The organism is Streptomyces sp. Da 82-17, assembly GCF_046098215.1.
Lineage (GTDB): Bacteria > Actinomycetota > Actinomycetes > Streptomycetales > Streptomycetaceae > Streptomyces.
The window spans coordinates 43,045-69,117 of record NZ_JBJURH010000030.1 but is presented as its reverse complement, the minus strand read 5'-3'; the positions used below and the strand labels follow the sequence as shown (position 1 = coordinate 69,117).

31 protein-coding genes are annotated in these 26,073 nt (G+C 71.1%); 3 read left to right on the top strand and 28 right to left on the bottom strand.

Annotated features, from left to right (window positions below):
• Nucleotides 1–107: 107 nt before the first annotated feature.
• The 3 genes from ACIDOF_RS34745 to ACIDOF_RS34735 all read right to left on the bottom strand — a co-directional run bounded on the left by ACIDOF_RS34745 (nt 108) and on the right by ACIDOF_RS34735 (nt 1,874).
• Nucleotides 108–1,217, bottom strand: coding sequence for a tyrosine-type recombinase/integrase (locus ACIDOF_RS34745; protein WP_409010216.1), 1,110 nt, complete (start codon nt 1,215–1,217; stop codon nt 108–110).
• Complete coding sequence (locus tag ACIDOF_RS34740; protein WP_409010215.1) at nt 1,214–1,501, bottom strand: hypothetical protein; 288 nt, start codon at nt 1,499–1,501, stop codon at nt 1,214–1,216. Before ACIDOF_RS34740 ends, ACIDOF_RS34745 begins: the two co-directional genes overlap by 4 nt.
• A 73-nt stretch (nt 1,502–1,574) precedes the next feature.
• Nucleotides 1,575–1,874: a hypothetical protein gene (locus tag ACIDOF_RS34735; protein ID WP_409010214.1), complete on the bottom strand. Its 300-nt coding sequence runs from the start codon at nt 1,872–1,874 to the stop codon at nt 1,575–1,577.
• 779 nt (nt 1,875–2,653) lie between these two features.
• Between ACIDOF_RS34735 and ACIDOF_RS34730 the strand changes: the two genes are divergently transcribed.
• Entirely contained in the window at nt 2,654–2,965 is a 312-nt protein-coding gene (locus ACIDOF_RS34730; protein ID WP_409010213.1) for a hypothetical protein, read from the top strand.
• Nucleotides 2,966–2,984: 19 nt separating this feature from the next.
• Here ACIDOF_RS34730 and ACIDOF_RS34725 read toward each other — a convergent pair whose 3' ends face one another.
• Nucleotides 2,985–3,467 (bottom strand): hypothetical protein, encoded by a 483-nt coding sequence (locus ACIDOF_RS34725; protein ID WP_409010212.1) that lies wholly within the window; start codon nt 3,465–3,467, stop codon nt 2,985–2,987.
• 278 nt (nt 3,468–3,745) lie between these two features.
• Between ACIDOF_RS34725 and ACIDOF_RS34720 the strand changes: the two genes are divergently transcribed.
• A complete protein-coding gene (locus ACIDOF_RS34720) occupies nt 3,746–4,246 on the top strand; it encodes a hypothetical protein (RefSeq protein ID WP_409010211.1) in 501 nt (166 codons plus the stop codon).
• A gap of 4 nt (nt 4,247–4,250) precedes the next feature.
• On the opposite strand, the gene ACIDOF_RS34715 is transcribed toward ACIDOF_RS34720, so the two are convergent.
• From ACIDOF_RS34715 to ACIDOF_RS34600, 24 genes are all read right to left on the bottom strand, one after another.
• Complete coding sequence (locus tag ACIDOF_RS34715; protein ID WP_409010210.1) at nt 4,251–4,946, bottom strand: hypothetical protein; 696 nt, start codon at nt 4,944–4,946, stop codon at nt 4,251–4,253.
• Nucleotides 4,946–5,257, bottom strand: a complete 312-nt coding sequence (locus ACIDOF_RS34710; protein WP_409010209.1) for a hypothetical protein — start codon at nt 5,255–5,257, stop codon at nt 4,946–4,948. The genes ACIDOF_RS34715 and ACIDOF_RS34710 overlap by 1 nt, the downstream gene beginning before the upstream one ends.
• A gap of 26 nt (nt 5,258–5,283) precedes the next feature.
• Nucleotides 5,284–5,652, bottom strand: a complete 369-nt coding sequence (locus ACIDOF_RS34705; RefSeq protein ID WP_409010208.1) for a hypothetical protein — start codon at nt 5,650–5,652, stop codon at nt 5,284–5,286.
• 25 nt (nt 5,653–5,677) lie between these two features.
• Entirely contained in the window at nt 5,678–6,733 is a 1,056-nt protein-coding gene (locus ACIDOF_RS34700) for a peptidoglycan-binding protein (RefSeq protein WP_409010207.1), read from the bottom strand.
• A gap of 133 nt (nt 6,734–6,866) precedes the next feature.
• Entirely contained in the window at nt 6,867–7,211 is a 345-nt protein-coding gene (locus tag ACIDOF_RS34695) for a hypothetical protein (protein WP_409010206.1), read from the bottom strand.
• Nucleotides 7,208–8,746: a hypothetical protein gene (locus ACIDOF_RS34690; protein ID WP_409010205.1), complete on the bottom strand. Its 1,539-nt coding sequence runs from the start codon at nt 8,744–8,746 to the stop codon at nt 7,208–7,210. The genes ACIDOF_RS34695 and ACIDOF_RS34690 overlap by 4 nt, the downstream gene beginning before the upstream one ends.
• Nucleotides 8,746–9,846: a hypothetical protein gene (locus ACIDOF_RS34685; protein WP_409010204.1), complete on the bottom strand. Its 1,101-nt coding sequence runs from the start codon at nt 9,844–9,846 to the stop codon at nt 8,746–8,748. The genes ACIDOF_RS34690 and ACIDOF_RS34685 overlap by 1 nt, the downstream gene beginning before the upstream one ends.
• The gene (locus tag ACIDOF_RS34680) at nt 9,846–10,790 is read right to left on the bottom strand and encodes a hypothetical protein (RefSeq protein ID WP_409010203.1); all 945 of its coding nucleotides are present in this window, start codon (nt 10,788–10,790) and stop codon (nt 9,846–9,848) included. Before ACIDOF_RS34680 ends, ACIDOF_RS34685 begins: the two co-directional genes overlap by 1 nt.
• Nucleotides 10,791–10,804: 14 nt before the next feature.
• On the bottom strand, nt 10,805–11,698 hold the full coding sequence (locus tag ACIDOF_RS34675; protein WP_409010202.1) for a phage distal tail protein: 894 nt from the start codon (nt 11,696–11,698) through the stop codon (nt 10,805–10,807).
• Nucleotides 11,695–16,065 carry a hypothetical protein gene (locus ACIDOF_RS34670; protein WP_409010201.1) on the bottom strand — a complete coding sequence of 1,457 codons (4,371 nt, stop codon included), beginning with the start codon at nt 16,063–16,065 and terminating at the stop codon, nt 11,695–11,697. Before ACIDOF_RS34670 ends, ACIDOF_RS34675 begins: the two co-directional genes overlap by 4 nt.
• Nucleotides 16,066–16,084: 19 nt before the next feature.
• Nucleotides 16,085–16,504, bottom strand: a complete 420-nt coding sequence (locus ACIDOF_RS34665; protein ID WP_409010200.1) for a hypothetical protein — start codon at nt 16,502–16,504, stop codon at nt 16,085–16,087.
• The gene (locus ACIDOF_RS34660) at nt 16,447–16,968 is read right to left on the bottom strand and encodes a hypothetical protein (RefSeq protein ID WP_409010199.1); all 522 of its coding nucleotides are present in this window, start codon (nt 16,966–16,968) and stop codon (nt 16,447–16,449) included. Before ACIDOF_RS34660 ends, ACIDOF_RS34665 begins: the two co-directional genes overlap by 58 nt.
• Before the next feature lie 96 nt (nt 16,969–17,064).
• The gene (locus ACIDOF_RS34655) at nt 17,065–17,535 is read right to left on the bottom strand and encodes a hypothetical protein (protein WP_409010198.1); all 471 of its coding nucleotides are present in this window, start codon (nt 17,533–17,535) and stop codon (nt 17,065–17,067) included.
• 109 nt (nt 17,536–17,644) lie between these two features.
• The gene (locus ACIDOF_RS34650; protein ID WP_409010197.1) at nt 17,645–18,112 is read right to left on the bottom strand and encodes a hypothetical protein; all 468 of its coding nucleotides are present in this window, start codon (nt 18,110–18,112) and stop codon (nt 17,645–17,647) included.
• A 1-nt stretch (nt 18,113) separates the two neighbouring features.
• Nucleotides 18,114–18,506 (bottom strand): HK97 gp10 family phage protein, encoded by a 393-nt coding sequence (locus ACIDOF_RS34645; RefSeq protein WP_409010196.1) that lies wholly within the window; start codon nt 18,504–18,506, stop codon nt 18,114–18,116.
• Entirely contained in the window at nt 18,506–18,943 is a 438-nt protein-coding gene (locus ACIDOF_RS34640; RefSeq protein ID WP_409010195.1) for a DUF6093 family protein, read from the bottom strand. The genes ACIDOF_RS34645 and ACIDOF_RS34640 overlap by 1 nt, the downstream gene beginning before the upstream one ends.
• On the bottom strand, nt 18,930–19,319 hold the full coding sequence (locus ACIDOF_RS34635; protein WP_409010194.1) for a hypothetical protein: 390 nt from the start codon (nt 19,317–19,319) through the stop codon (nt 18,930–18,932). The genes ACIDOF_RS34640 and ACIDOF_RS34635 overlap by 14 nt, the downstream gene beginning before the upstream one ends.
• Nucleotides 19,316–20,152: a hypothetical protein gene (locus ACIDOF_RS34630; protein WP_409010193.1), complete on the bottom strand. Its 837-nt coding sequence runs from the start codon at nt 20,150–20,152 to the stop codon at nt 19,316–19,318. The genes ACIDOF_RS34635 and ACIDOF_RS34630 overlap by 4 nt, the downstream gene beginning before the upstream one ends.
• Nucleotides 20,149–20,478 carry a hypothetical protein gene (locus ACIDOF_RS34625; RefSeq protein ID WP_409010192.1) on the bottom strand — a complete coding sequence of 110 codons (330 nt, stop codon included), beginning with the start codon at nt 20,476–20,478 and terminating at the stop codon, nt 20,149–20,151. Before ACIDOF_RS34625 ends, ACIDOF_RS34630 begins: the two co-directional genes overlap by 4 nt.
• Before the next feature lie 86 nt (nt 20,479–20,564).
• Nucleotides 20,565–20,831 carry a hypothetical protein gene (locus ACIDOF_RS34620; RefSeq protein ID WP_409010191.1) on the bottom strand — a complete coding sequence of 89 codons (267 nt, stop codon included), beginning with the start codon at nt 20,829–20,831 and terminating at the stop codon, nt 20,565–20,567.
• A gap of 2 nt (nt 20,832–20,833) precedes the next feature.
• Nucleotides 20,834–21,880: a major capsid protein gene (locus tag ACIDOF_RS34615; protein WP_409010190.1), complete on the bottom strand. Its 1,047-nt coding sequence runs from the start codon at nt 21,878–21,880 to the stop codon at nt 20,834–20,836.
• 14 nt (nt 21,881–21,894) lie between these two features.
• The gene (locus ACIDOF_RS34610; RefSeq protein WP_409010189.1) at nt 21,895–22,305 is read right to left on the bottom strand and encodes a head decoration protein; all 411 of its coding nucleotides are present in this window, start codon (nt 22,303–22,305) and stop codon (nt 21,895–21,897) included.
• A 113-nt stretch (nt 22,306–22,418) separates the two neighbouring features.
• Nucleotides 22,419–23,153: a hypothetical protein gene (locus tag ACIDOF_RS34605; protein ID WP_409010188.1), complete on the bottom strand. Its 735-nt coding sequence runs from the start codon at nt 23,151–23,153 to the stop codon at nt 22,419–22,421.
• A gap of 61 nt (nt 23,154–23,214) precedes the next feature.
• Nucleotides 23,215–25,095 carry a hypothetical protein gene (locus tag ACIDOF_RS34600; RefSeq protein ID WP_409010187.1) on the bottom strand — a complete coding sequence of 627 codons (1,881 nt, stop codon included), beginning with the start codon at nt 25,093–25,095 and terminating at the stop codon, nt 23,215–23,217.
• A gap of 112 nt (nt 25,096–25,207) precedes the next feature.
• On the opposite strand from ACIDOF_RS34600, the gene ACIDOF_RS34595 reads away from it, so the two are divergent.
• On the top strand, nt 25,208–25,522 hold the full coding sequence (locus ACIDOF_RS34595; RefSeq protein WP_409010186.1) for a hypothetical protein: 315 nt from the start codon (nt 25,208–25,210) through the stop codon (nt 25,520–25,522).
• Nucleotides 25,523–26,073: the final 551 nt, after the last annotated feature.

Here is a 26,073-nt window from a genome sequence, read left to right as displayed (position 1 = left end):
TCTCCTCCTGTGAACTCCCCTTGCCCCGCGCCGTGTTGCGGCAGCCCGCGACATATCCGCGTCGGGCCCACCACGCGTGGTAGGAGGTCGCGCCTGCGAGTGGTTGTTCACGGAGCCCCCGTGTGGCCGACGAACCGCTCGACGAGGTGGTCGTAGACCGCGACGGCGGCCTCCGCGTGCGTCGCCTTGCGCGCGCCGGCGTCGCGGCGCCGGATATAGCCCAGGGTCGTCTCGATCACGGAGTGGTCGGCGTACTCCTGGATCTCCTCGACGGGGACTCCGGCGTCGTGCATGTGCGTGAGCTTGGAGGCGCGCAGGACGTGCGGGGTGAGGTCCCGGCCGGGCAGGACGCCAGCCTGCTTGCCGAGGCGGGTGAGGAGCCGGTCGACGGCGTGCCGGTCCATGGGCTTGTCGCTGTCGTCGACGAGGACGGGCCGGTTGGTGTGGTCGGTGGCGGTGACGTCGATGAGGGCGGCGAGACGGTCCGGGAGGGTCCATACGCGGCCCTTGTTGCCCTTGCGGCGGAGGTCCAACAGGCGTTGCCCGTTATGGGACTTGAGGTCGTTGAGCTCGGCGGTGCAGCACTCGGTGACGCGGCCGGCGAGCGTGTAGATGAGGGTGACGACGAGGGCCTGGCGGGCGGTGTCGGCGGCGTTCACGACGGCCTGCAGCTCGGGTACTTCGAGGATCGGGGTGGCGGTCGTCTCGTCGTGGGGGTCGATGCGGACTCGGTCGTGCTTGGTGACCGGGGAGGTGACGGTGTGGTCCTTCGTCTTCCACTTCGCGTACTCGGCGAGCGAGGTGAGGACGGACAGGCGGCGGTTGATGCTGCGCGGTGCCTTGCCCTGTGCCTTCTGGATTTTCGTCCAGGTCTCGACGACGTCGGGGGTGATCGCGCCGATGAACAGCCGCTCGTGGCCGCCGAGTTCACGCGCGACGGTGGCCCACAGGCGGAGGTCGTCGGCGTAGGCGCGCTTCGAGGTGAGGGCCGGGACAGCTTCGGAGCCGAGCCATGAGGTGACGATGAGGAAGGTGTCGCGGTCGAGGCATTCGGCGAGGAGCTCGAGGCGGTGGCGGCGTTCGCCGAGGCGTCGGGTGTGGGGGTCGCGGGGTGCGACGGTGCCGAGGACATCGCGGAGCCAGTAGATGGCTTCGTCGGCGGCGCCGGGGGTGGTGAGTTCGGCGCGGGGTCTCGCGGTGACGGTGTACTCGGTCACTGGTGCGGGGCTTTCTCGGGCAGGGGTACCTCGGGTGCGTGCTCTTTGTGGAGCCGAGCCGCGTCGGACCACGTCAATGCATGTCGCCCGTAGACCTGTTGGGGCCCTCGCTCCTGGAGACGGTCGAGGAGGCGTTGGGTGCGCGCACGCGCCTCGCGCTCGGCTTCTGCGGCGTACCAGTCGGTGAGTTCCTCGGGTGTGGCATCCAGGAGGACGAAGGAGTCGACCACGCTGGAGAAGACCGCGAGTCGTCCGTCTGGTTGCTCGATGATCTGGTGTCCCATGATCCGATGCTAGTCGCTCTTAACACAGATTATGCGCTTCCCTCAGAGCGATCCTGCGCTCAGGGCCTAAGGGTCAGCGGCGGCGCCGCCCCAGCGACGGCAGGCCGCCAGGAATGGCCCTCACGCTCGTCGACCGTTCCTCAAGCACAACCGAACGCGGCGCCGGCTCGCTCGGCTCCGACGGCTCCGGCCGGAGCGAGGGCAGGCTGGCCGACATCCCTCCCTGGGCCCGCACGACGACCGCGCCGGACTCGTTGCAGGCGACCAGCCGACCGGGCGGCTGGTGTGAATACAGCAGCCCTGTGCGGCGGTTGGCCTTCGTCGATGCCCCGCACTTCGGGCAGGTGAACGGGATGGCGTCCGGGTTCGCCATGCGGTTGCCTTCCGACAGGCGAGCTCGCCCCCTGCTCGCTCGCGATGGCTGAGCCTTTCCAAGAACACGCAGTCCAACACGCGCTGTGTGCTTCCCCGGGCAACGCGAGGGGGCGCTTAGGCGATTTCAAGACGGGCGGGGCGAGAAAGCGACCTTCCGGCGTAAGGACTCCTAGGGGAATATCCAGGAAGCGGCGAGCGTATGCGTCGGGATTCACCGATGCACGAAGCTACCCCTGAGTGCCCGCGGTCCGTCAGGCCTCGGGCGTACACTCGTCCAACGCAAAGGGAGCTCATCCTCAACTCGGTTTCCTAGGCCTGGTGTTGAGGAGGGCTCCCTTGCCGAACTGTCCGTTCCACCGACTACGTGAAGGGAAGTTCCTTTGGAGACTACCAAGCCAGCTTGCTCAACCAACAGCCTCTTGATTCGGTTACGCCGTCGTGTGCAGCGGTGGCGTAGCCGGAACGCGGCTGCGGTGTACGAGAACGTGCTGCACGGCGCGGCGTACAGCCTCGGCAGCGGCGTCGTCAGCCTCATCCTCCTCTGGGTTCAGAGCCGCTTCTGATTGAACGACGCATCCGGAGGGCCTCGTTTCGGCGGGGCCCTCCGGCATTCTCCTGACTCGGCATCATCCCCATCGTGGACGACTCCGCAGTCCTCATTGGAAACCCTTGCGCTCCAGTTCCATCGCGGTGGAAGTCACCGACGACCTGGAGGCCAGAGGACGGGCAATCGACTCGCTCGTCTATCCACAAAGGCGCACACCAAGAGGAGTTGCCATGGGAATGGAACTGAAGTGCACCGACGACGCGCAATGCGTCGAGATACACGACAAGAGCGGGAAGATCGGGGAACTCCGCTACGCGGCCCCGGACCCGGAGGACCCCACCGAGGGCTGGTACGTCGACTTGGGGTGCTTCAACGGGATCTCGTACGAGACCGGCTTCTTCCCGACGCCGGCTGAGGCGTTCGCTGCCTCGTGGCCGTTGCACGAGAAGCTGCTCGCCGAGCAGCGCCGGGTCAACAGGTGCTACCGGGACCGGAATGTCCGGATGATCGGCACGCCGATGGGTGGGCAGCCGAAGCGGTAGCGACAGCGTGTGGGCCTGGTCAGCCCAGGTCTTGCTGCAGCTGACCAGGCTCAGAGAGATCTCGACGCAGCAGCGTCTGAAGCTCCTTCAGCGCGTCCTTGACGTCGGCCAACGGATCGGGCTCGTCCTCGGAAGAACGCCTGGTGACGCTGTGGTTGGCTGCGAAGAACTTCTGGCGCGCCTCGCTCACAGCCGCCTTGACGGGGTCAGGGCCGATCAGCATCACTTCGACGCTCAGCTTGTGGGCATCGAGGACTGCTTCCGAGAGGTGCTCGTCCTCCTCCCCTCGCCAGATGGAGTTCAAGCCGTCGTGCCAGGCGTACATGGCAATCAGGAGGTCGCGGTAGAGGACGCGTTTGTCGTCCAGCCAGCGCACTCGTTCGTCGTGGGCACGCTGCTCACGCTGGAGTCGCAGCTGCCCACGCTGAGCGAGCCAGGCTCCCGCGACACCCGCTATGGCGCCGATCGTCGTGCCTGCTAACCCTGCAAGGGCTGCGTTCACGGTTCGTCCCCCTCTACCGTCTCCGACGTCAGGTCGCGGAAGGTCGCTTCGGCCGCTTGGCCTCGACCTTGGCGAGGCAGGAGCGGCACAGTGGGTTCCCGCCGTTCCCGTACCGGTGGCACGGAGCGGAGCACTTAGCGCAGCGTCCGACCTCGTCAGACGGGCACAGCAGAGGATCACCCTTCGTGGGCGGCGGCGTGGGCATGAGCCCATCGTATGTTCGATTCACGTGTTCCTCGGGATCTGCTCGCTGCGGAGCGTCTTGACAGACTTGCGGTATGCGCTCGTTCTCGCCCGCCCGTACCGTCCTGCTCTATGCCCTCGCGGCCGCCCTCATGGGGCTCACTGCGGGTGTGCTCGTCGGGGGCGTGATCGCCGATGGGACCACGGCAGGTATCGCCGGGGTGGTCTGCGGGTGCGTTGCGGGGCTCGGCGTCCTGCTGTTCCGGCGCCGCATCATGGCGAGGCTCCGCGCCGCCCACCAGGCTGCTCACGACCGCGGCTTCGCCGAGGGGCTCTCCCATGGCCTGATCCTCGGCATGGCTCAGTACGAGGCCGCGGTCTTCCCGCTGAGCGACTCCGGGGTCACCGCCGAGGAGCGGACGCTCCGCCGCACCTACGCCTACAAGGTCGCGGCCCAGGACGAGCTGCCCGAGCCCATCCGGCTCCTGGCCGCGCAGGCCCTGGCCGCCCTCGACGAGGCGCACTACGAGCGGTCCCGCGCTGCGATGCTGGAGCTGTCGCACGCCGTGTGGGAGCGGGCCCGGTCCGCTCGGTAGACGCTCAGGACGCCTTCCAGGGTTGTCGGCGGTCGAGGCCGAACGGGAGCGTGGGCGCAGAGCTCGGCTCCGGCTCGGACGGCGTGCTCGACGGCGGCGTGGAGTCGGCCTCGTCGCCGCCGGGTGACGGGCTGGGTGTGCTGGTCGGCGTGCACCGGTAGCGGGGCTGGCCGGGGTCAAAGTCGTCGGCGGGGACGCACCGGTACTCGCGGCCGTCCTGGTCGACGTACGTCCACTCCGAGGGCGGGGCCCCGTCCGTACCGTCGTCGCCGTCCTCGCCGGGCGCTCCGGGGGCGCCGGTGCCGTCGCTCCCGGCGGGCCCGGTCGGGCCGGGCACGGTCGAGTCGGCCCCGGGCGGGCCGGGTGGCCCGGTGGGGCCGGGCTTCGGGGTGAGGGTCGGGGCCGCCTTGCCGCTGGGCCCGGGAGGACCGGAGGGGCCGCGCTGACCGACGATGGTCTGCCCCGGCTCGCCGCGGCTGCCGGGCGGGCCGGCCACCGGCTTCCCGCCGAGCGCCTGCACCTGCTTCGCGAGCGCGTCGCGGGCTTCGTTCGCGCGGTCCAAGTCCCGGTACAGGGACATGAACCCGGTGACCAGCGCGGCGAGCGCCCCCGCGACGATGAGCGCGGCCGCCGTGCCGAGGACGTTGCCGCGCCGCCGGTGCTTGCGGGCCTCGGCGCGGGTTCGGGTCGGGGTGCCCATCACTTGCCTCCGGCCAGGAACAACAACACGGGCATGACGAGGCCCAGGAGCGGGATGATGACCGAGGCCACGACCCAGCGGCGGGTCTGGGTGACCCGCTCCGCGTCCTGCTCTCGCTGTCGCTGGATGCCCTTCACGGTCTCTCCGAGATCGCTGATGTCCTTCGCCATCGCGGCCTTCTCCACGGCGTACACGTCGGCGGACACGAGCCTGTCGAGTCGGGCGTTGATCTGGCTCATGTCGTCGCGGACGTCGCCCCGCATGGCCTCGATGAGCCGCCACAGCTCGCCGAGGGACGGCTCATCGGCCACGGTGCGCTCCGGTAGGGGTTCGGGGGTCAGGCGCTCACGGCCGGCCGTGCCGGGGTGGCCGGGGCGGGTGCGGTGACCTGCGTGCGGACGAAGGTCTGCGCGACGACGGTGATCAGTGCCATGGCGGCGGCCTGCCGGTCGGCGGACCAGTCGAGGCCGAGGTGCATGCCGAGGGCGAGCGCGGCCTGTGCGAAGCCGGTGAGGGCGGCGACCTGGCCGTCGTTCACCTTGAAGGCGACGAGGAGGCCGAGCAGGGCGGCGGCGGTCGCGTTGACTCCGGCCTGTACGTCCGCGGTGACGTCGACGATGAACGCCGCGGCGAACTGCACGACGACGGCGACGAGTCCGGCCCAGATCGCGGGTTCACGACCGAACAGGGTGGCGGTGGGTTTCACGGGGTTCTCCAGCAGGGGTGGGGGGTCAGGAATTGGGGACACGGAGCCGGTCCCAAGAGGTCTTTCCGGGGATGCCGTCGGCGTCCGCGCCGGTGAAGCCACACTTCTTCTGCCAGCGGCGGTAGGACTCGCGGTCGGCGTTCGTCCAGTTCGGCCCGGGCCCGTACCGGTAGGTGCCGCAGCCCTCAGCGACGAGGCGGCGGCCCATGGTGGTGATGACCGGTGAGTGGCGGCCGCCGTGGAAGAAGCCGGCGCCGGGGAACGGCTCGTACGCCGGGCCCGGGGCTGGGGTGGGCCTCGACGGGCTGCTGGCCGCGGGGACCTTCAGCTTCTGGCCGACGCTGATCTGGTCAGGGTCGTCGAGGTCGTTGAGGTCGACGAGGACGGCGACGCGGGTCTTGTGGGCGCGGGCGATGCTGAAGAGGGTGTCGCCCTTGGCGACCGTGTACGTGCCGGACTTCGCGGGCGGCGTCGACGGGGTGCTCGGCTTGCCGCCGAGGCGGTCGGCGATCCGGGCGCGCATCGACCGCATGGTGAAGCCGCGGGGGTCGACCTTCCCGGGCTGCCACTCCAGGTGTCCGATCACCGAGTTGGCGTCCCAGCCGTGCGCGCGGCACAGCGCGGCGGCAGCCTTCTCGATGGCCTCCAGCTGGGCGGCGGGCCACGGGTCCTTGCCGTCGCCGAGGTTCTCGCACTCGAAGCCGTAGAAGTACCGGTTGCCGTCGGTGTTCGCCTCGTTGTCGGGCGGGAGGGTCTTCTCGTGGACGACCGCGTCGAGGACGTCGTCGTCGCCGAGCCCGGCGTGGTTGGCGCGGCCGTAGCCGACGAGGTGGACGGTGCCGTCCTTGGCGATGACGCCGTGGCACAGCGGGCCCGGCAGGGTGCTGTGACCGTCGCGGCAGATCTTGACGGTGTTCGCGGTGCCCTTGGTGACAGTGTGGTGGATGAGCACGCCGTGCAGGGGGCCCCACGGGCCCTTGTGGTTGCGGTTGTGGGTGCGCCAGTCGCCCACTTCGACGACCTTCAGGCCCTCGTCCTTGAGTGCCTTGACGAAGGCGGACGCGCTCAACGGCGACGCCATGTGCTGCTCGCTTTTCTCCCCGCGCCCACGGCTGTGGCTGCAGACCGCTGGTCTGTCCCTCGGGAAGGAGCGGCGGGTGGAGGGTCACCCGGTGATCTCAGCGTACGGTCGCGCCCGGGCGGTGTTGCCCCGGCTACTCGGGTTCGGGCTGCGGGTCGAGCAGGGTCACGGTGAGGATGAGGCCCTTCGTGTTGCAGCGGCCGCAGAAGATCCCCAGCGTGATGCCGTTGTTGGAGTACAGCATCGGCGCGAACAGCTCCTGGTTCTCGTTCACGCAGCCGCTCGTCCGGCACGTCCAGGTCGCCGAGTACCACGTGTTCGGCACGTACACGATCGGCTCGGACGGCGGCGGGATCGGATCGGGTGTGGGCTCCGGGGTGGAGCTGGGTTCGGGCTCGGTCCCGGCGACGGGCGGCTCGACCCCGGTCGGGTCGCTGTCGGGGCTGGTCGGTTCGGTGGGTTCGGGTGCGCTGCTCATGAGCCGACGATCATCCAATTCACTGTGGTGTTGGTGGTGTTCTGGCGGTTGACCCAGATCGTGGCGCCGCTCCCGCTCACGGACGAGATGGAGACGCTGTTCACGCCGTTCGGGGTGCCGCCGGACCCGGTCGAGGGGGCGGGCACGGTGGTGTTCGCCGTGACGAAGCCGTGGAAGGTGGTGCCGGCGACGTTGAGGCCGGACAAGGTGAAGCTGGTCGGGGTGTTCGCCGCGGACGGGGTGATGCTGACCGAGCCGGTCGCGATGTTCCCGGCCTTCAGGACCCCGCCGACGGTCGTGTTGCCCGCCAGGTCGACGGTGAGCCGGTACGTGCCGGCGTCCGTGTTGTAGAGCCGCATGAGGTAGCCGGTGTGCCCGGCCGCGGACTCCACCAGCACTACGGTGTTGGCGTCCCCCGCGTTCGGCTTCACGTTCAGCCGGCCGCGCACCTTGCCGAGGTTCGGGGTGAGGGCGAAGTCGGCGAAGGTCGTGGCGCCGGTGTAGTCGTAGTAGCCGAGCGCGGCGACGGCGGCGCGGAGGTCGAGGCGGCCACCGATAACGCCGCTGGTGGAGTCCCGGAAGCGTTCGATGACAGCGAAGTCGTTGCCCATGTACTGGCGCCAGCGCATGTCTGTGTTCCCGGACGCGGTGTACGGGCTGGTGTTCAGCATCAGGTTCACGGACCCCGACGGGTCCTCGACGACGTTGATGAACGCGAACTCGGTGCGCGCCGCGTTGCTCAACTTCAGGGCGGGGTACGTGGCGTCGGGGTCGAGTTGGAGGATCGCGCCGCTGGAGCCGCGCAGCGCCAGGCCGATGTCGGACAGCTCGCCGACGGCTGTGCCCGCGCTGTCGTAGACGAGGATCTTGTTGGTGTCGCCTTCGTTCATCGTGATCCGCGCTCCGGCGCCGGGGGCAGCGGTCTGGATGAGGGCGCCGGTGATCGACCCGCCGGTGATGGTCTTGCCGGTGAGCGCGTCGACCGCGATCGCGTCGGCGGTGATGGCCCCGGCGGTGATGTCCGCGGCCTCCGCCTTCCGTGGTGTGCCCGCGACCGCCGGCGTGGCCGCCGAGACGGCGCCGGACGCGGAGCGGGAGCGGAGCTTGACGTGCCACTCGGTGTACGGGAGCGGCACGGTGACGGTGCCGCCCTGCGCGGTCTCGATCGTGTCCCGCAGCGTGCCCTGCTCCGGGACGTAGTCGGCGGTGGGGCCGACGTGGACTTCGACGCGCCTCCAGTCCAGCGGCGCGACCTGGGCGTCGGCGAAGGTGCCGTCCCAGGTGACGGTGAGGGCGGCGAGCGCAGACTCCACCACCGGCAGGGAAGGTGCGGGCGGGGTGGGGCCGTTGACGACGTTCACGCCGGACGTGCCGTCCGCCTGCAGGCCGACGATCGTGCGCAGGCTGCCGGTGTCGTCGCGGACTTCGACCGCGGCGTTCTCGATGGACGCGCCGTGGGCGATCCGCTGGCCCTTCTTGATCTGGTCGACCTGGCGCTTCAGGGCCTGGATCTCGTGCGGGATGGAGCGGCTCATCAGGATGCCTCCGGGGATCCGTAGTGGAAGGCGTCGGCGCGGCGCAGGGTGAGCGTCGCCTGATCCGGGGCGGTGCCGGGCCGGTAGGAGTCGGCGGTGATGCGGCACCAGCCGGACCAGGAGGTCCACTGGTTGTTGACGGTGACGCGGACGTCGTCGCCGATCTGCCACGAGCCGAGCGGGGCGGCCGGGTGGTCGCGGACGGTGATCTGCTCGACCTGGCCGAGGAGTTGACGCCGATTGCGTTCGGCGGCCGCGCGGCGGCCGAGGACGTCGGTGCCGTTCACCGTCGGCAGGGCCAGCACCGATTCGAGGCGGAGGCGGCCGTCGCGGACGGGGTCGACGGCGTACCGGGTGGCGGTGCCCTCGCCGGAGCCGGTCGCGAGGATCACGTTCGCGTACTCGTCGCCGGAGTAGCGCACGGGCGGCGTGGAGACGATGTTGATGCCGGTCGTGAAGGAGATGTCGGTGCGGCGGGCGCCGAGCCGCGGGTAGCCGAGCTTCAGGCGGCGCACGATCTGCCCGTTGGCCTGGTAGTGGCAGGTGTTCGTGTACTGGGGGGCGCCGTCCTCGGAGACGAGGTCGTCGACCAGTTCGCCGAGGACGGGGGTCTCGTACCAGTAGGAGTGCCACGGTTCGGCCGGGGTGCCGGCCTTCGCGGACGAGCTGGTGGCGTCGACGGTGACGCCGAGGTTCCCGTCGGGCTGCTCCTGCGCGTACGCCCAGATGTCGCGGATGATGACGCACGGGTCCTGGTACACGTACGGGCCGCGGCCGCGGAGTTCGCCGTGGTGGTCGTGCCGCTTGTTCAGGTACGACGACCAGGAGGCGGCCTCGAGGTGGTACTCGCCGTCCTCGGGGGTGGCGTCCCACAGGAGTCCGCCCCAGCGCAGGATGCCGTCGGCCTCGGCGTACAGGAGGGCGGTGCCGGGCTGCAGGGTGTCGATGTTCGCTCGGGCCCAGCGCGGTGCGACCGTGGCGCGGAAGTGGCCGGGGCCGTTGAGCTCGTTGCCGAACTCGACGTCTGTGAGCGGCAGGGCGGGGTGGAGGATCGCCCCGGTGAGGGCGTGCTGGGTGAAGTACCGCCACCGGCCGCTCATCAGAGGGGCCCTTCGGTGAACTCGATGTCGATGGCGAAGGACGTGGTGCCGTCGACGCCGACCTTGCCCGCGTTCGAGGAGCGCGGCGTCATGCGGGAGTAGAAGGGCTGGGTGGTGCCGCGGAGGGCGGCTCCGGCGGTGGTGGTGAGGTCGATCGTGTCGACCATGGTGACGGTCTGCCGGCGGGGGCCGGTGCCCTGGTTGTCGTCGATCGCGATGTACTGGTTGGCCTCGATCGTGCCGATCATGAAGCGGAAGTTCGCCCACACGTTTCCGTCGACGCAGCGGACGCCGCAGACCGTGTAGGACACGCGCATGGTCGCGGCCCAGGACGGGATGGGGACGGACGCCATGGTGACGTTGGGGAAGTTCCGCCACAGCTCCGTCGTGCCGGAGAGTTCGACGAGCGGGCCGGGGAAGTTGTACGGGTACAGGGCCCGGACGCGGCGCGGGTTGGTGACCTGCCGCAGGTCTTTGATCATCGCGTTGGTGATGGTGCCGGTCGAGGCGGGGATGTCGATCCGGGCGAGCGGGATCGCCGAGTAGCCGGACGGCACCGTCGTCGCCGAGCTGGAGACGTTGGAGACGACGTCGAAGAACGCGCAGTCGCTGGGGTCGCGGGAGCCCTCATATTCGGGGTCCTGCACGCGGAGGATCACCATGTCGGAGCGGCTGGTGCCGCCGGTCGCCGCGATCGAGACGGTGTCGGAGCCGATGTTGTAGACGTTGTAAGAACCCTGCACCGGGGAGACTTTGCCGCTGATCGTCGCCGAGCCGTCGGCGATCTGCACGCCGCCGCCGGGCGTCGCGAGCGCGGACACCTTCAGGTGCGTGCCTTCGGTGATCCCCTGGTTCGCCTGCGCCAAGTCGCGGATCATCATGCGGAACTGCTGCGCGGTGTGCGTGCCGCCCGTGACGGCGATCGGCGTGGTCTCAAGAGCCATGAGGTGGGGCCTCCCTAGAGGGCCTGGTAGGCGGGCCACCAGGTGACGGCCAGCGTGGACGTGAGGGTGTTGTCGGTCGCCGACCAGCGGACCTCGTTCAGCCCGGGGGTGAGGACGAACTGGTCGATACGGCTGGTGGGGGCGAGCGGGGCGGCGCCGCCGTTGTCGCGCAGGACGGTGCGCCAGCCCGGCCGGGTGTCGATCTCCACCCACTCCCCCGCCGCGAGCGTCGTCTGCACGGTCAACTCCCGGCCCGAAGTCACGTGCGTGATGGTGGGGTTGGCGCACGGTCCGGCCACGCGGAGCACCGGCCACGTCGCGGCCGTCCCGTCGACCTGCAGGTAGCCGGGGCGTCCGACCGCCGAGGGGTCCCCGGCGATCAGGAACGGGAACTGCAGCGGGAACGTCATGCCGCCCTGCGTCAGCGACCCGAGCGGCATCGACGTGGACGCGGGTTCGTCGGCGTAGAACAGGGCGTCCTGCGCCTGGAACTCGATGTCGAGCGGGCTGTAGCCGTGGATGACGGTGGACAGGTCCGGCTCGAGCTTGCGGACCCGTCCGCGTACGGTGCGCGTCGTCCGGCCGGGCAGCTTCAGGCGCAGGTCGAGCGTCGCGCCGCCGACGGTCCGCACCAGCGGGTCGTACGCCGGGACGTGGAGGGCCTGCAGCGCGTCGAGGACGGCGGCCGCGCTGCTGGACTTGATCGCGGCGTCGATGCGGATCGTACGGCCGCTGTAGAAGTCCGGGCCGAGCCACAGCCCGTCCTCCCCGGCCGGCTCGACGTCCGAGGTGCGCAGCGGCGTCTGGCCGAGGCCTTCGATCGCGCGGATCGTGACGTCGGTCCCGGCGCCGATGAGGACGCCGCCCAACTGGTGCTGGTAGTCGGCGAGTTCGACCAGTGTGCTCATCGGGCGGCCACCCCTCCCCGCGCGAGGCGGCGCAGCTGGTAGGCGTTGTCGGCGTCGATCCGGCGGGCGGTCTCGATCGCGTCGCCCCAGGTCGTGACGTTCCAGGTCTGCCGGCCGACGAGCGGGGCCTTCTCGCGGACGATGATGACGCGGCCCTCGGCGGCGTCGCGCAGGCCGAGCCCGAACCGTCCGGCGACATCGGCGAGGACCGGGAGAGCGGTGCGGCGCTTGTGCGCGCCGAGCGGGATGTACGCCTCCCCGCCCGTCGACGGCTCGGCGAACGTGACCGCGCCGCCCTTGGTGGCGTAGATCCCGGAGCGGATGCCGCCGTTGGCGTAGGCCATGCCTTTCTGGGCCTTCGCCAGGTCGGCGAGGAACCGCGTGGAGCGGGTGCCGAGCGAACGGGCGATCTGCGTACGGGCCTTGGTGGCGGTGTCGATGATCGCGTCCTCGCCGAGTCCGGTCGTCGCGGCGACGTCGTGGATGCCCGTCTTCGACGTCTTGATCGCGGCGATGATCGCGACGAGGTCCTCGACCTGGGCGCCGGTGAGCGCGTTGTTCGCCGTCTTCGCTGCCGCGTTCGCGGACGCGGCCTTGCGCGGGGCCTTGACCGCCGCGTCGGCGAGCTGCTGGGCGGCCTTGTCGTTTTGCGCGGCGAGCTGCTTGGCGAGGTCCCCGTACCCGCGTGCGGCGAGCGTGGCGAGGTCGTCGGAGAACTCCTGGTTCAGCTTGTTCGCGGTGCCGAGCTGGCGGGTGTAGTCCGTCAGGGAGGCCTTCGCGGTCTTCTGCAGGCCGCGGAGGGCGGCGGCCATGTCGTTGATGTACTTCGTGGAGCCGCGGGCCATCTTGTCGGCGAGCTTCTCGCCCTCCTTGCCCATGGAGGCGAGGGCTTCGGCGACGTCCCCGCCGACGCGGTCGGCGACCTTCTCGAGGTCGGCGTTCCAGGCGCGGGTCGCGGCCGCCGTGGACTTCAGCTTCTTCTCGACCGCGCCGAGGTCGAAGTAGGAGATCTCCTTCGTCTTGCCCTTGGACTTGACCTTGCGGGTCTTGTTCCCGGCCTGGCCGGCGTCGGACGGCGAGTACAGGGATCCGGACTGCGGGTCGTACCGCCAGTCAGTGACGTTGCCGTCGGCGTTCCACTGGATCTGGGCGGGGTCGCCGCCCAGGCGCCTCACGGTCTCCTCGGTGATCGCGCGGGAGCGGGGCCGCTTGGAGCGAGCGAAGGGGATGTAGGCCTCGCCGCCGGTCTCCGGCTCCGCCCAGATCCGCCAGTCCCCGGGCCGGGCGATCTGCGCGATGTGGCTCTCGCCGCGCGGCTCGCGCATGCCCCCGTCGGCGTAGAAGTCGGTGACGCTGCCGTTAGCGTTCGGGCGGCGGATCGCCTTCGGGACCGTCGATCCGTTCTGGACTCGCTTGTAGTACTCGGTGGTGTAGACGCCGATGCCGATGGTCCGCCCGGACATGCCGTTGATCGCGCTCTGGATGCGCCGTACGGACTCCATCGGCCCGCCGGTCGGCACGGTGATGGTGACCTGCTTGCCCTTCGTGTCCCGGATCTTGAAGCCCAGGAGGGTGAGCTGTTCGCGGGCCGCGGCGGTCGGCGCGGACATCGTGATGGTCTTGCCCTTGGTGGCCTTGACCTTGTCCTGCACGGCGATCAGGTCACGGATGGCTGTGGTGGTGGCGGCGCCGATCCGTACGGTCTTGTCGGCGAGGCGGTCGCGGGCCTCCTTGACAGCGCCGATGCCCAGCAGAGCTTCCCCGGTCTGCGTGGTGACCCGTACCTGGCCGTCGGGGAGTGTCTCGGTCTGGTAGCCGAGGTCCTCGAGGATCGCGCGGGCTTCCGTGGTGAGCGCACTGACGGTGATCGACTTGGCGTTCGGGGTGGCTTCGAGCTTCTTGATGACCGCGTCGAGACCGGCGATGGCGTCCTCAGAGCGCATCTCCAGGACCGTGGACTTCTCGTCCGGAATCTTCAGGATGTCGTCGGCCAGCGCCTTGGCCTGACTCGCGGTCAGGCCCATCTGCATCGCCGTACTCACCAGGGCGGACCGGCCGCGCTCGTAGATGCCGCTGACGGTCTCCCACGACGCCCCGGACTGGCGGGCGGAGGCGGCGGCCTCGTCGGTCTTCGCTGCGAGGTCGTTGAGCGCCGTGGCGGCGTTGCGGGCCGTGTCGTTGTTGAGGTTGAGCTGCCCGCCGGACATCGACAGGGCGCCGGCGTTGTCCTTCGCGGCCTTGGTGGCGGCGTCGATCGCGGCCTCGAAGCCGATCATCCCGCCGAGGCCGGTCCGCTGCGTGTCGTTGAGGGCCTGGATGGACTGGCGCAGCCCGTCCGCGGAGGCCTTCTGCGCGTCCAGCTTCGCCTTGGTGGAGATGGCCTGCTGCCCGAACACGCCCATGCCCTGCGCGGCGAGCTGCTGCTCCGCTTTCAGGGCGGCGACCGCGTCCCGATACTCCGGGAACAGCTTGTTGATCTCCTTGGTGGACACCCCGGCCCGGCTCAGCGCGTCCTTCATGAGGTTGAAGTCAGCGGCGGCCTGCTTGCCGTGCCCGGCCGACACCATCTGCGCCATGGCCTGGTCGAGGCTGTCGAAGTCGTCCTTCAGCGCGTTGAGGGAGCCCTCGCCGTCCTTGAAGTCGTCGAACAGGCCGTGCACTTTGCGCCGCAGGTCGTCGAGCGGCCCGAACCCCTTGTTCCCGAAGGAGGCGATGTACTCGTCCTGCTCCTGGGTGGCGCTGCCGAGCTCCTTGACCTTGTCGACGAGCCCGTCGAGGTCGCCGAACGTCTTCTTCAGCTCCCCGGTCATCTCCCCGGTTCTGGCAAGGTTCTTCAGGCTGGTGGTGAGCCGATCCACGTCCGGCGGGGCGCCGCGCGCCTTGTCCGCGAGCTTGTCGATACCGATCGCGGCGACGGCGAGAACTCCGAGGCCGACGCCGGCCTTCTGCATGGCGGTCATCGACGCCGCGGTGGCGCGCAGCGTGGTGCCGACCCCGGCGGCGCGAAGCACGGCGAAATAGGCAGCCAGGCGGGCCACCATGCCGGAGGAGGCTACGGCGGCGACGGCGGTCATGCCGACGGACAGCAGCCGCATGCCGGTGTAGACGCCGATGAGGACCGACAGCAGGTCGGAGGGGACCGCGGTGACCAGCTGGGCGAAGGCGTTCGCGACGTGCAGGACCCCCACCCCGGTGTCCGCGGCGGCGGCTACGACGTGGGAGAGGGCCTGGACGAGGTTGGAGAGCGTTTCGGCGACGAGCGGGCCGTGGGTACGGGCGAAAGCCATGAACTCGGCGACCGGCCCGCCGTCGAAACTGTCGGCTGCCGTGGAGAGGCGGACGATGCCGTTGCCGAGGTTGTGCAGCGCGGACGTCGAGGCCTGGTCGACCTGGTCCAGGAACCGGTCGAAGCCGGGGGTGTTGAAGCCGCCCGCGAGGAGGGTGATGAGCCGGTCGAACTCGGTCGAGGTCGAGCGGACCATCGGGGAGAGCTTCGGCAGGAGCGCCGTGGTGAGCTGCAGTCCCTTGGTGACCGGGGTCATCGTCACCCCGGACAGGTCGTCGGACCAGTCGCGGAACTCCGAGCGGAGAGCGGCGACGGCGGCCGCGGCCTCGCGGGTGTGCGGCGGGAGCTTCGCCAACGCCACCTGCGCCTGATGCGACGCCTTCGCCGCCTCGTCGGACGCGGCCCCGTACTGCTCGATCGCGTCGTCCAGCTTGGCCTGGGATTCGACGGCTTCGGCGAGCGGCACCAGCTGGCCGGCGACCGCCGCGCCGAACGCGGTCGCCGAGGCTCCGGCGGCGGCGAAGGACCCGGCGAGGGGTACGGCGGCCGCGGCGATCGGGACGAGGACCTGGGACAGGAGCAGCAGGTCGCGGGTCAGGCGCTTCGCGCTGCTGCTCGAGGAGGCGAGGCTCCCGCCGAGCTGCCCGCCGGCGCCGGTGACGGGCAGGCGGATGGCCTGCCCGGCGGTGGCTTGGCGTACGGCGTCGTCGACTTCGCGGCGCAGCCGTCCCGGGTCGTCGAGCTGCAGGGCGACGCGGATGGACTGCCCGGTCGTCGTGCCGAGCGCGTCCTCGATGTCGGCGCGCAGGCGGCGCGCGTCGACGCTCACCGGGATGCGGATCCCGGTCCGGCTGGAGGCGCCGCGGACGGCGGTGCGTACTTCGCTGCGCAGGTGGGTGGCGTCGACGGTGAGGCGCAGGCGGATGTCGCGGGCGGATTCGGCGCGGAGGCGGCTGATGTCGCGGCGGAGCCGGTTCACGCTGCGGGAGGCGGCGCGGGCGTCGGTGGCGGTGTCGCGGAGGGTGCGGGACAGGTCGGAGCCCTGCCCGGTCAGGCGCACCTGCAGGTTCCACTGCGTCATCGGCGGGCTCCTTCCTGATCTAGCGGGTGGTTCGGGCGAGTTGGAGGGCGGCGTGCACGGACGTGGGGATGAGCAGCACCTTCACGCCGTGCCCCTCGTCGCCCTGGGGCACCTGCTTCTGCTTGTCGGCGAGGATCTGGCAGCCGATGCAGCGGTGGGTGATGGCGGTGTAGGCGTCCTCGTCGCCGCCGGCCTGCTCGTCCCACTCCTCGGCGCGGGTGCCGCAGCCGGGGCACGCCTGGCGGGCGTAGGCGGCGTAGGCGAGGGCCTTGCGCCGGTCGAGGTCGGTCCAGGTGCCGTCGCCGTGCCCGCGGAACTGGGAGTGGGGGATGCCCCAGCGGTCGCAGAGTTCGAGCTCGGCGCGGAGCCGCTCATCGGCGGTCAGCCTTTTCCCAGGTCGGTCCGCTGCTGGTGCTGCACGCTCCAGGCGGCGTTCCACAGACCGCGGGCGTCGGCGGCCGACCAGGTGTCGAGGCAGTGCTTCGCGTAGTCGACGGGCATGCCGTCCACGGAGGCGGCCGCGATCAGGGCGGGGGCGAAGGAGTCCATGGCGAAGTCCTGGCCGTCGGCTTCGTCCTGCTCGCTGGCCGGGTGCTTGGCCTGGAGGTCTTCCAGTTCTCGGCGTTCGAGTGCTTGGAAGGTGAGGGTGATGGCCGCCTTGTCGAACGCCTCCTGTGCGGCGGCGAGTTCGGCGCGCGCGGCGGCCGCACGGTCCTCGAACAGAGGCCGCTGCGGTTCGTCGGCGGCAGTCAGCGCGGTGAGGGTCTGCTCGGCGTCGGCGACCGCGGTCTTGGCGCGGTTGAGGCGGTGCCGGACCTCGGGGTCCTCGCAGATGGTGAAGCCGAGGGTGGGGCGCTTCAGGGTGTCGAGGCGCTTCTGCAGGGCAGTCCAGTTGGTGGTCATGCGGGCTCTCCGTTACGGGAAGGCCCGGCCGGGCGCGCGTAGCGCCCTTCCCGTGACACGCCGGGCCCGGCCGGGGGCTTGAGGGGGTGGCCGGGGTCAGGCGCCGGTCGGGACGGTCTGGTTGAAGACGGGGCGCGAGGTGATCGTGAACTGCACGGTGATCATCGCGGCCTCGTTGTCCGTCGTGTAGCTCTTCGAGTTGGAGACGACGGTGACCGGGAAGACGTCCATGCCCTTGCTGCCGGCGGTGTTGCCCTTGGAGAAGATGACGATGAAGCCGTTGGTGCCCTTGGCGAGGTCGGTCTCGATGGTGTCGAGGGTGGAGTCCTCGTAGAAGGTGAGCGAGCTGTCGGCGGCCGAGTCGTCGCCGCCGATCTTCGACACGAACGTGGACGCCATGTCCGGCGTCTCGATCGGGGAGTTCTCCAGCGACCAGCCCTCGATGGCGTTGATCTGCCCGGTGTAGTTGGTACCTGCGGTGATCTCCGCCGAGGTCGGGATCAGCGTCGCCGCGGCGATCGTCGGCAGGTAGTAGATCTTGGTGGTGCCCTTGCGGTTGAACCTCATGGTGGCCCCTCGCGGATCGGGGCCCGGCCGGGGCCCCTTGCTTCGTGTGGCGGCCACCTCCTGGTGGCGTCCGCGTAGGGCCCGCCGCGGTGCGGTGATACGGCGCCTGTCAGGCGCTGGTTTCCAGGTAGAGCCGGAAACGGATCACTGTGGTGATGATGGCATCGTTCGGCTCCGACGTTCCCCCGGCCTCGGCGGCGTCCCGCCGGTAACAGCCCACGCCGGGCCCGCAGTTCAGCGGATGCGCGTACCCGCCGCTGCCGTCCGTGGGGCGGGCGACGAGGCGGCGGCCGCGGTCGGCGAGCCACTGCGCCTGCTCGTCCCCTCCCCTACTGTCGGGCGCCCCCGGCACCGGGCCGGACACGAACGTCGCCTGGTAGTCGGAGACGGCCGTACGGTGCCCGTCGGCGAGCGTGCCGTCGTCGGTGCGGTGGTCGAGCGGGTAGAGCAGCGTGTACGGCGGCGGCACCGGACGGCCCTCCGTGTCCAGCGGCGTGGTGCGTACGCCGACGGGGCGGCCGGTCAGCTCGGTGAGGAGGGTCTTCAGCCCGGCGGTGACGAGGCGGCGTTCGATCACGTCAGCTCCCGAAGATCCGGTCGCAGGCGTCGCGGAACGCCCGCTCGTACTCCGGCGACAGCTCGTCGACGGCCGGGCCGACGTGCGGGTACGGCGGCTGGAAGAAGTGCCGGCCGATGCTGTCGGTCATGTTCCAGAAGCCGTACTCCAGGCGGCGTGCCTGCGGGGCGTTCGTGCCGATCACGGCGCCGCCGCCGTCCGGGACCGCGAACGGTTCGATCCGCCAACTCGCCACGTACTGGCCGGTGATGATGTTCGGGCCGGGCCGGCCGGAGGCGCGCTCGCGGATCAGGGCCCGGGTGAGGCGGGCCTGCTGCTGCACGGTCCGGTTCACCTCCGGGCCCACCCGGTCGGCGGCCCGCTCCAGGCGGGGCTCGAGGTCGTCGAGGTCCATCAGCTCGCCCCGCTCTCGGTGATCTGGTCGAGGAGGGTGACCCGGATGACGCCGAGCGTGCCGCTGGCGGCGGGGTCCTGCACGCGCCAGCGGCGGCCGAGCAGCGCCGGGTCCCCGCCCGCGTGCACGCTGAGGACGGTGACGAGCGTGTCCTTCGCGGCGGTGGGGGCGCTGAGCGGGGTGAGGAGCCGGTAGCGGCTGCGGGTCTCCGTCGGCCACGGCAGGCTGCTGCCGGGGGTGGAGGCGGCGGCGTCGACCGACATGGCGGACTGCACCGCGCCGCGCCCCTCGTACACGACCTCGCCGGCGGGGTACGTGTAGGTGCCGGTGGCCGGGTCGAAGACCGGGGCTCCGGCCGGGGTGCTGATGCGGACGGTGTCGAGGAGCACGAGGTCTTCGATGACCGGGACGAGGCCGGACAGGTCAAGTCCGGGCATGCGCACCTCCATTGGTGGCCCAGTCGGTGAGGGTGGCGAGCATCGCGCGGGCGGTCGCCCCGGGCCCGCCGCCGTAGTCGGCGCGGTTCAGGGCTTCCTGGTCGAGGAGGACGGGGTCGATCGCGGCGAGGAACTCCGCGACCGTCTGGCCGGGGCTGCTCGGGGCGGCGACGGCGACGCGGGCGAGCCCGTCGAACGCGGTGTGGTCGGCCTGCCGGGTGTGGAGGACCAGCAGCGGCAGGGCGTCGGCGACGGCGTGCTCGAGGACGTAGCCGGTCACGACGCCGGGCGGGAGCGGGGTGCCGTTGAGGCTGATGTCCGCGTGCCCCGGCTGGGCGGAGATCCGTACGCCGCACGCCTGCGGTTCGGTGGTCATAGGGCGGCTCCGGAGCGGATCGTGGTGCGGTCGGCGAGGTCGAGGCGCGGCAGGAACTCCCGTTGGCAGTGCGGGTGCGCGGTGGGGTGGGCGAGGGCGTCCTGCACGGTACGCAGGGTGCGGTTCGCCTTGTCCGGGTCGTCGTGGGACTGCCAGCCGCAGTCCGGGCCGTCGCGGACCTCGAGGAAGGTCACGCCGAGCTCGTCGAGCGCGGTCCGGGCGGCGCCGGTGTTCGCGGTGGTCACCGCCTGCCAGGTGATCGCCGCGTGGGCCCACGCGTCCACGGGGTGGCGGGAGTTGTCGCGGTAGACGACCGTGTCGAGCCGGTGCTGGGCCAGGAGCACGTCGGGGTCGAAGTGAGCGTCGCGGGCGTAGGCGTCGGTCTGGGCGTCGCGGAGGAACGCGCGGGCCCGGCGGATCGCCTCCTGGATCCGGGCGGTGAGGTCGGCGAAGAACTGCGCGGACAGGAGGGTGACCTGCGCCTGGTGCCGGCGGGTCCAGGTGAAGCGGCCCCCTGGCCTGGCCGCCCGGTCGAGGAGGGTGAGGCCGCCCTCGCGGTAGACGAGGGCCAGGTCGACGGACACCCACCGGTCGATGAAGCCGCCGGCCTCCCGGTGGAACGCGGCGATCGCGCGGTTGAACTCGGCGACGGCCGCGCGGATGCGGGGCCCGGCTTGGCGGCCGGGCCGGATGCGGGCGAGCGCGGTGAGGAGGCGGGCCTGCGCGGTGGTGAGGATCCGCCAGGCGTCGCGCAGCCGGGCAGCGGCGTCGGTGATGTAGCCGAGGAGCCGGGCCCGCAGGCTCCGGCCGCGGCGGCGTACGGGGGTGGTCATCGACGGGCCCGTTCCACGAGCCGGATCACGCCGAGCCCGTCCGGGCCGGTGGTGTCGGTCGGGTCGTCCGGCGCCGGGGGCTGCCCGGCTTCGAGGAGGGCGATCTGCCGCTCGTAGGAGCGGATGTTCTCGGTGAAGGTGACGGCGACGACGGAGGACACGTTCACTGACGCGGGCTGGGCGCGGAGCGCGGCCAGGCGCTCGCGGAGCACCTCGAGGGCGACGGCCCGCGCGCTGCCGAGGCGGGTGTAGCGGGTGTCGAGGTCGGCCTGGTCGGTGGCAGTGCCGAGCTCGGCGAGGAGCCACGCGCGTACGGCGGTGTCCACGAGGCTGTCCTCCAAGGCGTGTTGGGAAGGGGGTGCGGGTGCGGGCCCGCCGGTGGCGCCCCACCACCAGGCGGGCCCGCACGCGCTTACTCGCCGCTGGTGCCCTCGTCAGCGGCGCTCCGGCTCCGGGCCGGCTTCTTGGCCGCGGGCTTCCGCGCGGCCTGCTTGTCGCCGTCGTCCTCCGAAGAGGCGCCGGTCTCGCGGGTGCCTGGGAGGGTGCCGTTCTCCCAGGCCGCGGGGTTGGTGACCAGAGCCGCCAGGCGCGGCTCCGGCTCGCTGCCTTCCTCGAGGACCACCGTCTGGTGGGAGTCGGGGTCGGTGACGTACACGGTCGCTACGAGCTGGGCGGCCATGGTCAGAACACCGACGCCGAGATGTGGATGTCCGGCACGTACAGCACCGGCATCGCGACGGCGGCGCCCTTCGTCCAGACCTGCACCGGGTCGTCGGTGTAGCCGTGGGTGACGACGATGCCGGGGGCCTCCTCCCGCTCGATGGCGGGGTTCCCGCCGGAGGACAGGACGAGGGACTCGGCGGTGACGCCGTACTGCGTCTCGCCCCAGGTCTGCGGGTTCGGCGGCAGCATCAGCCACTTGTTGTCCGGCAGCGGCCGGGCCATGGTGCCGTCGTCCTTGGGGATCTGGACGTCGTAGACCTCGATGGGCGGCAGGTTGTAGCGGGCCCGCACGGCGTCGACCTCGTTGGGGGCGAGGACTCCGGTGGGGGTCTGCGTGGCGGGCTGCCCGTAGAACGCGCGCCGGTAGGCGTCGTTGGAGGCGAGCAGGGCGCGGGCCTTGTAGGAGGTGACGACGCGGGTCGGCAGCGGCGCACCGGAGGCACGCAGGACTTCGATCCACGCCATCTCGTCGGCGAGGGCGTCCGCGGCGGGGTTCGTCCAGGCGGTCGCGGCGACCGGCATGTTCGCGGAGGGCACGCCGGCGTCGTACTCGACGGTGAGGCCGTTCTCCCCGGCCAAGGTGAACTTGCCGTCGGTCAGGAGGTCGCCAACGGCGAGCTCGAGGCGGGACTTGATGGACTGCACGTGCGCGGCGACGTCTTGGTAGAGGAGTTCGACGAGCTCGGAGGCGTCCGCGCCGCGGGCGGTGTCGAGGAGGATCTGCTCCAGTTCGCCGACCAGGTACTTCTGGCCGAGCGGGGGCAGCATGCCCTCGGTGACGATCCGCTTGGCCTCGCGGGTGGCGACGGACGTCTGGGCGTCCCAGGCCCGGTACTTCGCAGCGTTCACCCGGCGGGACGTGGACTTGATGCGGAACTTGACCGAGTTGATGGTGCGTTCCGGCATGACGGAGAGGGTCAGCGCGTAGTCCGCGGGGGTCTGTACGGCGCGGGCGAACGCGTTGATCTCTGTGGCGTCGATGTCCCTGAGCAGGGTCTCAAGCATCACTCAGGCCCCTTTCAGGAGAAGTGGATCTGGTCGGTGCGGTTCGCGGCCGCGGGGACCGTGAGCGCGACGGGGAGCTTGGCGGTGTCGACGTCGCCGTGGACGAGGAGCGCGCCGCCGACCTTCGTGACCGCCGGGTTGAACGCGGTCTCGGTGGCGAGGAGCCCGGCGAGGATCTGGGTGCCGTCGGTGGCGCCGGAGGTGTACGGGGCGTACAGGCCGGACGCGGTGATCTTTCCGAGGGGCAGGCCGGACTTGAACACCGCGCGCGGGTTCGTCGCGGTGGCCGGGGTGTAGTGGGTACCGGACGTGAACTTCGAGACGTCCAGGGTGATCGTGGCGTTCATGCCCGAGCCGTGCAGGTTGCGCAGCCACCGGCGGTCGGCGGTCACGGTCTCGGTGGTGGTCATCGGCTGGAGGTCCACGCCGATCTCCTCCCGTGGAATGGGGATTGCACAAAGGGGTGCGGGCGACCAGCTCGGTGGTGCCGTCCACGGAGGTGTCGTACGGAGGTCGTGGTCCCTCAGCGTGTGGGCCGCTAGGCGGCGTCGGGGCGGCGGAATCCCATGGACTCGGCGCGCTTACGGGCGCGGGCCTGTACGTCGTCCTTCGAGGCGCCGCCGCGCGGCGCGCCGCCTGCGGGTGCCCCGCCCGGGGCCGGAGGCAGCGTGTTGGGCGCGGCCTGCCGTGGGCCGAACAGCTCGGGCCGGCGCTCCTTCAGTGCGGCCGCGGCGTCCCGGAGGGCCTGGTCGTCAGCGTCGTCCTCCACGCGCAGGAGCGCGGCCGCGTCCTCGAGGTCGTCGCCGGTCGCACCGAGCCCCACCAGGACCGCCCGCCGGTTCGCGGCCCGCTCCCGTGCCACCGCGGCGGCCTCGCGCTCGGCGAGGGCCTGCTCGCGGCGCGACAGCTCCTCCTGCCGCTTCTGCTCCTCGCTCTTCGCCGCTTCCTGCGCCTGGCGGGCGGCGGCAATGAACGCCTTCGCGTCGTCGACGTTGCTGAAGCCGTGCTCGGCGGCGAACTCCTCCAACGCCTTGCGGGCGCCGGCGCGTTCGCCCTGGCTCTTCTCCTTCGCGGCGATCCGCTCGAGGTCGTCCTGGGTGAACGTCGGCTGCGGCGGCGCGGGCGGGGTGGGCTTCGGCGCGGCGGGCGGCTGCGGGGCCGGGTCGTCGCCGCCGTCGGCGTGGAAGACAGCGAGGGCCTCGACGCCGGTGTAAGGGTGGGTCCAGGCCTGCCGGGCGGCGGTGCGGGGGCGGTGCTGCGTGGGGCGACGCATCAGTACGAGTCCTCCATGGACTTCTCCGGGCCCCGCGCCTGAGATCGATTGCAGCACAGGATCAGGCACCTGTTGCCCCCGCTCCCCCGCCGTCGCCGTCTGCCGGGTCGTCCACGTCGTCGTCGGGGCCGCCGGGCGGCGGGAGTTGGACGGCCGGCGCGTCCGGCTCTTCGGGGGCCTGACGGCCGAGGAAGTCGGCGACCTCGTCGACGTTGCCGAGCGCGTCGGCAAGGTCACGGGCCGCGGTGAACTGCCGGGACTGGATCCGCTGGATCTCGGTCGTGAGGTCGTCGATCGGGAACCCGGCCTCCTGCAGCATCCGTACGCCGGTCTCCAGCGACAGGACCCCGCCGGTGACCCCTTGGGTGACCTGCTCGAGGACGGCGGCCTTGTCGGTCGGGGTGTAGGGGCCAAAGACGAGCTCGGCGGGCTGCACGCTGGTCCCGGCCCAGTCAGGGTGCTGCCCGGCCAGGTGGAGGCGCTGCACCATCTTCAGGAGCAGCGCGTACTTGTGGGCGCGGGCGAGGCGCATGGACGCGATGAGGGAGTCGAGCGGGCCGAGGGACAGCTCCATCGCGTACCCGGACGGGGCCTGCGATGGGTCGAGCGTGCCGAGCGTGACTGCGGGGAGCCGGGCGTTCGTCGCGGCGCGTTCGGACAAGTCGTGGCGCTGCGCGCGGAGTTCACGCAGGGCCGGGGACGTGTCGATGGTGGTGAGGCGGCCCTGCTCGCCGAGGCGGAAGACCTGGCCGGGGGCGACGTCGTACACCTGGCGGGCGTCGGTGATGCCGGAGATGCCGATCATCGGGAGTCCGGTGGTGGCGGTGGCACGGGCGGAGTCGGTGTCGGCGCCCTGCAGCTCGTCGAAGACCTGTAGCACCTTCGCGAGGCTCGACTGGCCCCAGTGCTCTTCGGCGGCCGGGACGGTGTTGGGGACGTGCACGACCGGCAGGAAGTCCAGGTAGAGGTCGAGCCGGTCTAGGACTTCCCCGTCGGCGCGGGTCGCGTACTGCGCGGCGGCCATCGGCAAGTTGTCGACGTCCAGGTTGTTGCCCTTGAGGTCGCCCAACTCCCAGGTGGCGTCCGTGAGGTAGCAAGTGAGAGGGCTGGGCTCCTCGTTCCACGGGTACAGGCGCATGACCGTACCGCCGTCGACAAGGTCACCGGGCCCGTACGCCGGGCCCGGGCCGTCCGGGGTGTCGGTGGCGAGCGGGGCGCGTACGGGCCGGCCGCGGCCGTCGACGCCCGGCGCGGTCGCCGGGCCGATCGGGCCCAGCTCGTAGGTGATGCGCCGCAGCCTCGCCTTCAGGCCGCGCTTGGGGTCCTCGGGCAGCTCCCACGCGAAGTGCACGCGCGTCGGGTACTCGCCTCCGTCGCCGTCCTCGGGCAGGACGGGGAAGTAGAAGCCGGGGTCGGACGCGCGGACGGTGACGCGCTGCTTGGCGGGGTCCCAGGCGAGCCGGTACACGCCGTCGCCGAGCGGCACCGCCTTCCGCTCGCCCTGCTGGACCCGCATCGGCAACAGCTCGGCCTTCGCCCAGTCCCGCAGGAGGGTCTGCACTCGCTCGGCCATGGCCGCACCGGGCTCGGGCTCGTCGTCGCCGTGGTGTTCGGCGCCGGGGACGACGATGGTCTGCTCGCGGCCGAGGACGTGGGCGAGGATCGTGTCGACGAACATGCTGGGGTCGCCGAACTCGCGGCGCTCGCGGGCCTGCCCGTCGCGGACGGCGGCGAGCTCGGCGGCCTGGTTGTTGTCGTACGCGGCGAGGAGCTTGTACGCGGCCAGGCGGCGTTCGTCGTCGGCGGGCACCCAGGTGGCGTGTGCTTCGGGGAACGCCCGGCGGTTGGGCATGCCGCGCACGTCATCGGCGAAGACCGGCTTGTAGTTCAGCCAGGACCAGCTGTCGATGATGAGGCGGCGGGCACCGGCGATGAGGCCCACGGATGTTCCTCCGCTGTCAGGCCCCGCGCCTGTGGTCAGGGTACGGACGTGCTGCGGGAACGTTCCCTCCCTCGTCGGATCTGGCGGCGCCGCTCTGGGCATACTGGCGGGCATGGAGCGGGGGGAAGAGAGAGTCTTCGAGCTGATCGAGAAGGCCCGGCAGGCGTGCGCGGTACGAGACTTCGGCACGGCGTACCGGCACGCGGAGGAAGCGCTGCAGGCCGTCCCCATGGACGGGTCTCTGGGCCCCGAGAAGTTCGAGCAGCTACAGCACCTGGCGTGGATCGTCAGGGAGGACTGCCGCGACCTCTGGTCGTACCAGCCCGACTATCCCGACGGATCTCGTAGGAGAGCCCTCGCTAAGCGCCAGGCGCGGGATCGTGCTGGCGCCGCGTCCTCCGAGGAGCCCAACGCTCCTGCGCTCTGACGGCTGTGAACGCCCGTGCCGGGTGCTGTGGTTCGGGTGTTCTGCACCGTGTGAGCTGCGCCTTCTCCGGTTCTGAGTTCATGCCAGGCTGTCATGTGGTAGCCGTGGCCCCTCGCTTGAGGCGCAACGCTGCTACCTGCGGGTACAGAAGTTGACGGTTCCTCAAGACGCCCGTTTTCCATGCCCCGGGCATATGCAAATTGCAGGATCGAGGCCAATTTCCGCCGACCGCACGTGAGTTGGGCTCAGTCCGCCTAGAGTGCTCGTGACGCATCGTTCACAGCGGTTGCTCCTGCCATCTCCCGTGCCGCGGCCGGGGGACTTCCTCACGGTCTACGCCGAGGAGAGGAGCATCATGCTCAGCAACGATGAACCGCCGGACTACGCGCTGTGGTCCCTGATGGCCGCCGTGTTCCAGTGCGCGCTGGAACTGGCCCAGTGGATCAGCTCGTAGTCCGACGGCTTCGTCACCCCGGGGGCCGGCCATCCAGGTCGGCTCCCGGTCCTGTCTGCGGTACCGGTATCGGCACCGTGTGCCGATACCTTTACAT

Excerpts from the sequence above, each read along its gene's own strand:
- ACIDOF_RS34740 (WP_409010215.1), bottom strand. The coding sequence starts at position 1,501 with ATGGGACACCAGATCATCGAGCAACCAGACGGACGACTCGCGGTCTTC.
- ACIDOF_RS34735 (WP_409010214.1), bottom strand. The coding sequence starts at position 1,874 with ATGGCGAACCCGGACGCCATCCCGTTCACCTGCCCGAAGTGCGGGGCA.
- ACIDOF_RS34730 (WP_409010213.1), top strand. The coding sequence starts at position 2,654 with ATGGGAATGGAACTGAAGTGCACCGACGACGCGCAATGCGTCGAGATA.
- ACIDOF_RS34720 (WP_409010211.1), top strand. The coding sequence starts at position 3,746 with ATGCGCTCGTTCTCGCCCGCCCGTACCGTCCTGCTCTATGCCCTCGCG.
- ACIDOF_RS34715 (WP_409010210.1), bottom strand. The coding sequence starts at position 4,946 with ATGGGCACCCCGACCCGAACCCGCGCCGAGGCCCGCAAGCACCGGCGG.
- ACIDOF_RS34700 (WP_409010207.1), bottom strand. The coding sequence starts at position 6,733 with ATGGCGTCGCCGTTGAGCGCGTCCGCCTTCGTCAAGGCACTCAAGGAC.
- ACIDOF_RS34695 (WP_409010206.1), bottom strand. The coding sequence starts at position 7,211 with ATGAGCAGCGCACCCGAACCCACCGAACCGACCAGCCCCGACAGCGAC.
- ACIDOF_RS34690 (WP_409010205.1), bottom strand. The coding sequence starts at position 8,746 with ATGAGCCGCTCCATCCCGCACGAGATCCAGGCCCTGAAGCGCCAGGTC.
- ACIDOF_RS34685 (WP_409010204.1), bottom strand. The coding sequence starts at position 9,846 with ATGAGCGGCCGGTGGCGGTACTTCACCCAGCACGCCCTCACCGGGGCG.
- ACIDOF_RS34680 (WP_409010203.1), bottom strand. The coding sequence starts at position 10,790 with ATGGCTCTTGAGACCACGCCGATCGCCGTCACGGGCGGCACGCACACC.
- ACIDOF_RS34675 (WP_409010202.1), bottom strand. The coding sequence starts at position 11,698 with ATGAGCACACTGGTCGAACTCGCCGACTACCAGCACCAGTTGGGCGGC.
- ACIDOF_RS34670 (WP_409010201.1), bottom strand. The coding sequence starts at position 16,065 with ATGACGCAGTGGAACCTGCAGGTGCGCCTGACCGGGCAGGGCTCCGAC.
- ACIDOF_RS34660 (WP_409010199.1), bottom strand. The coding sequence starts at position 16,968 with ATGACCACCAACTGGACTGCCCTGCAGAAGCGCCTCGACACCCTGAAG.
- ACIDOF_RS34655 (WP_409010198.1), bottom strand. The coding sequence starts at position 17,535 with ATGAGGTTCAACCGCAAGGGCACCACCAAGATCTACTACCTGCCGACG.
- ACIDOF_RS34645 (WP_409010196.1), bottom strand. The coding sequence starts at position 18,506 with ATGGACCTCGACGACCTCGAGCCCCGCCTGGAGCGGGCCGCCGACCGG.
- ACIDOF_RS34640 (WP_409010195.1), bottom strand. The coding sequence starts at position 18,943 with ATGCCCGGACTTGACCTGTCCGGCCTCGTCCCGGTCATCGAAGACCTC.
- ACIDOF_RS34635 (WP_409010194.1), bottom strand. The coding sequence starts at position 19,319 with ATGACCACCGAACCGCAGGCGTGCGGCGTACGGATCTCCGCCCAGCCG.
- ACIDOF_RS34630 (WP_409010193.1), bottom strand. The coding sequence starts at position 20,152 with ATGACCACCCCCGTACGCCGCCGCGGCCGGAGCCTGCGGGCCCGGCTC.
- ACIDOF_RS34620 (WP_409010191.1), bottom strand. The coding sequence starts at position 20,831 with ATGGCCGCCCAGCTCGTAGCGACCGTGTACGTCACCGACCCCGACTCC.
- ACIDOF_RS34615 (WP_409010190.1), bottom strand. The coding sequence starts at position 21,880 with ATGCTTGAGACCCTGCTCAGGGACATCGACGCCACAGAGATCAACGCG.
- ACIDOF_RS34605 (WP_409010188.1), bottom strand. The coding sequence starts at position 23,153 with ATGCGTCGCCCCACGCAGCACCGCCCCCGCACCGCCGCCCGGCAGGCC.
- ACIDOF_RS34595 (WP_409010186.1), top strand. The coding sequence starts at position 25,208 with ATGGAGCGGGGGGAAGAGAGAGTCTTCGAGCTGATCGAGAAGGCCCGG.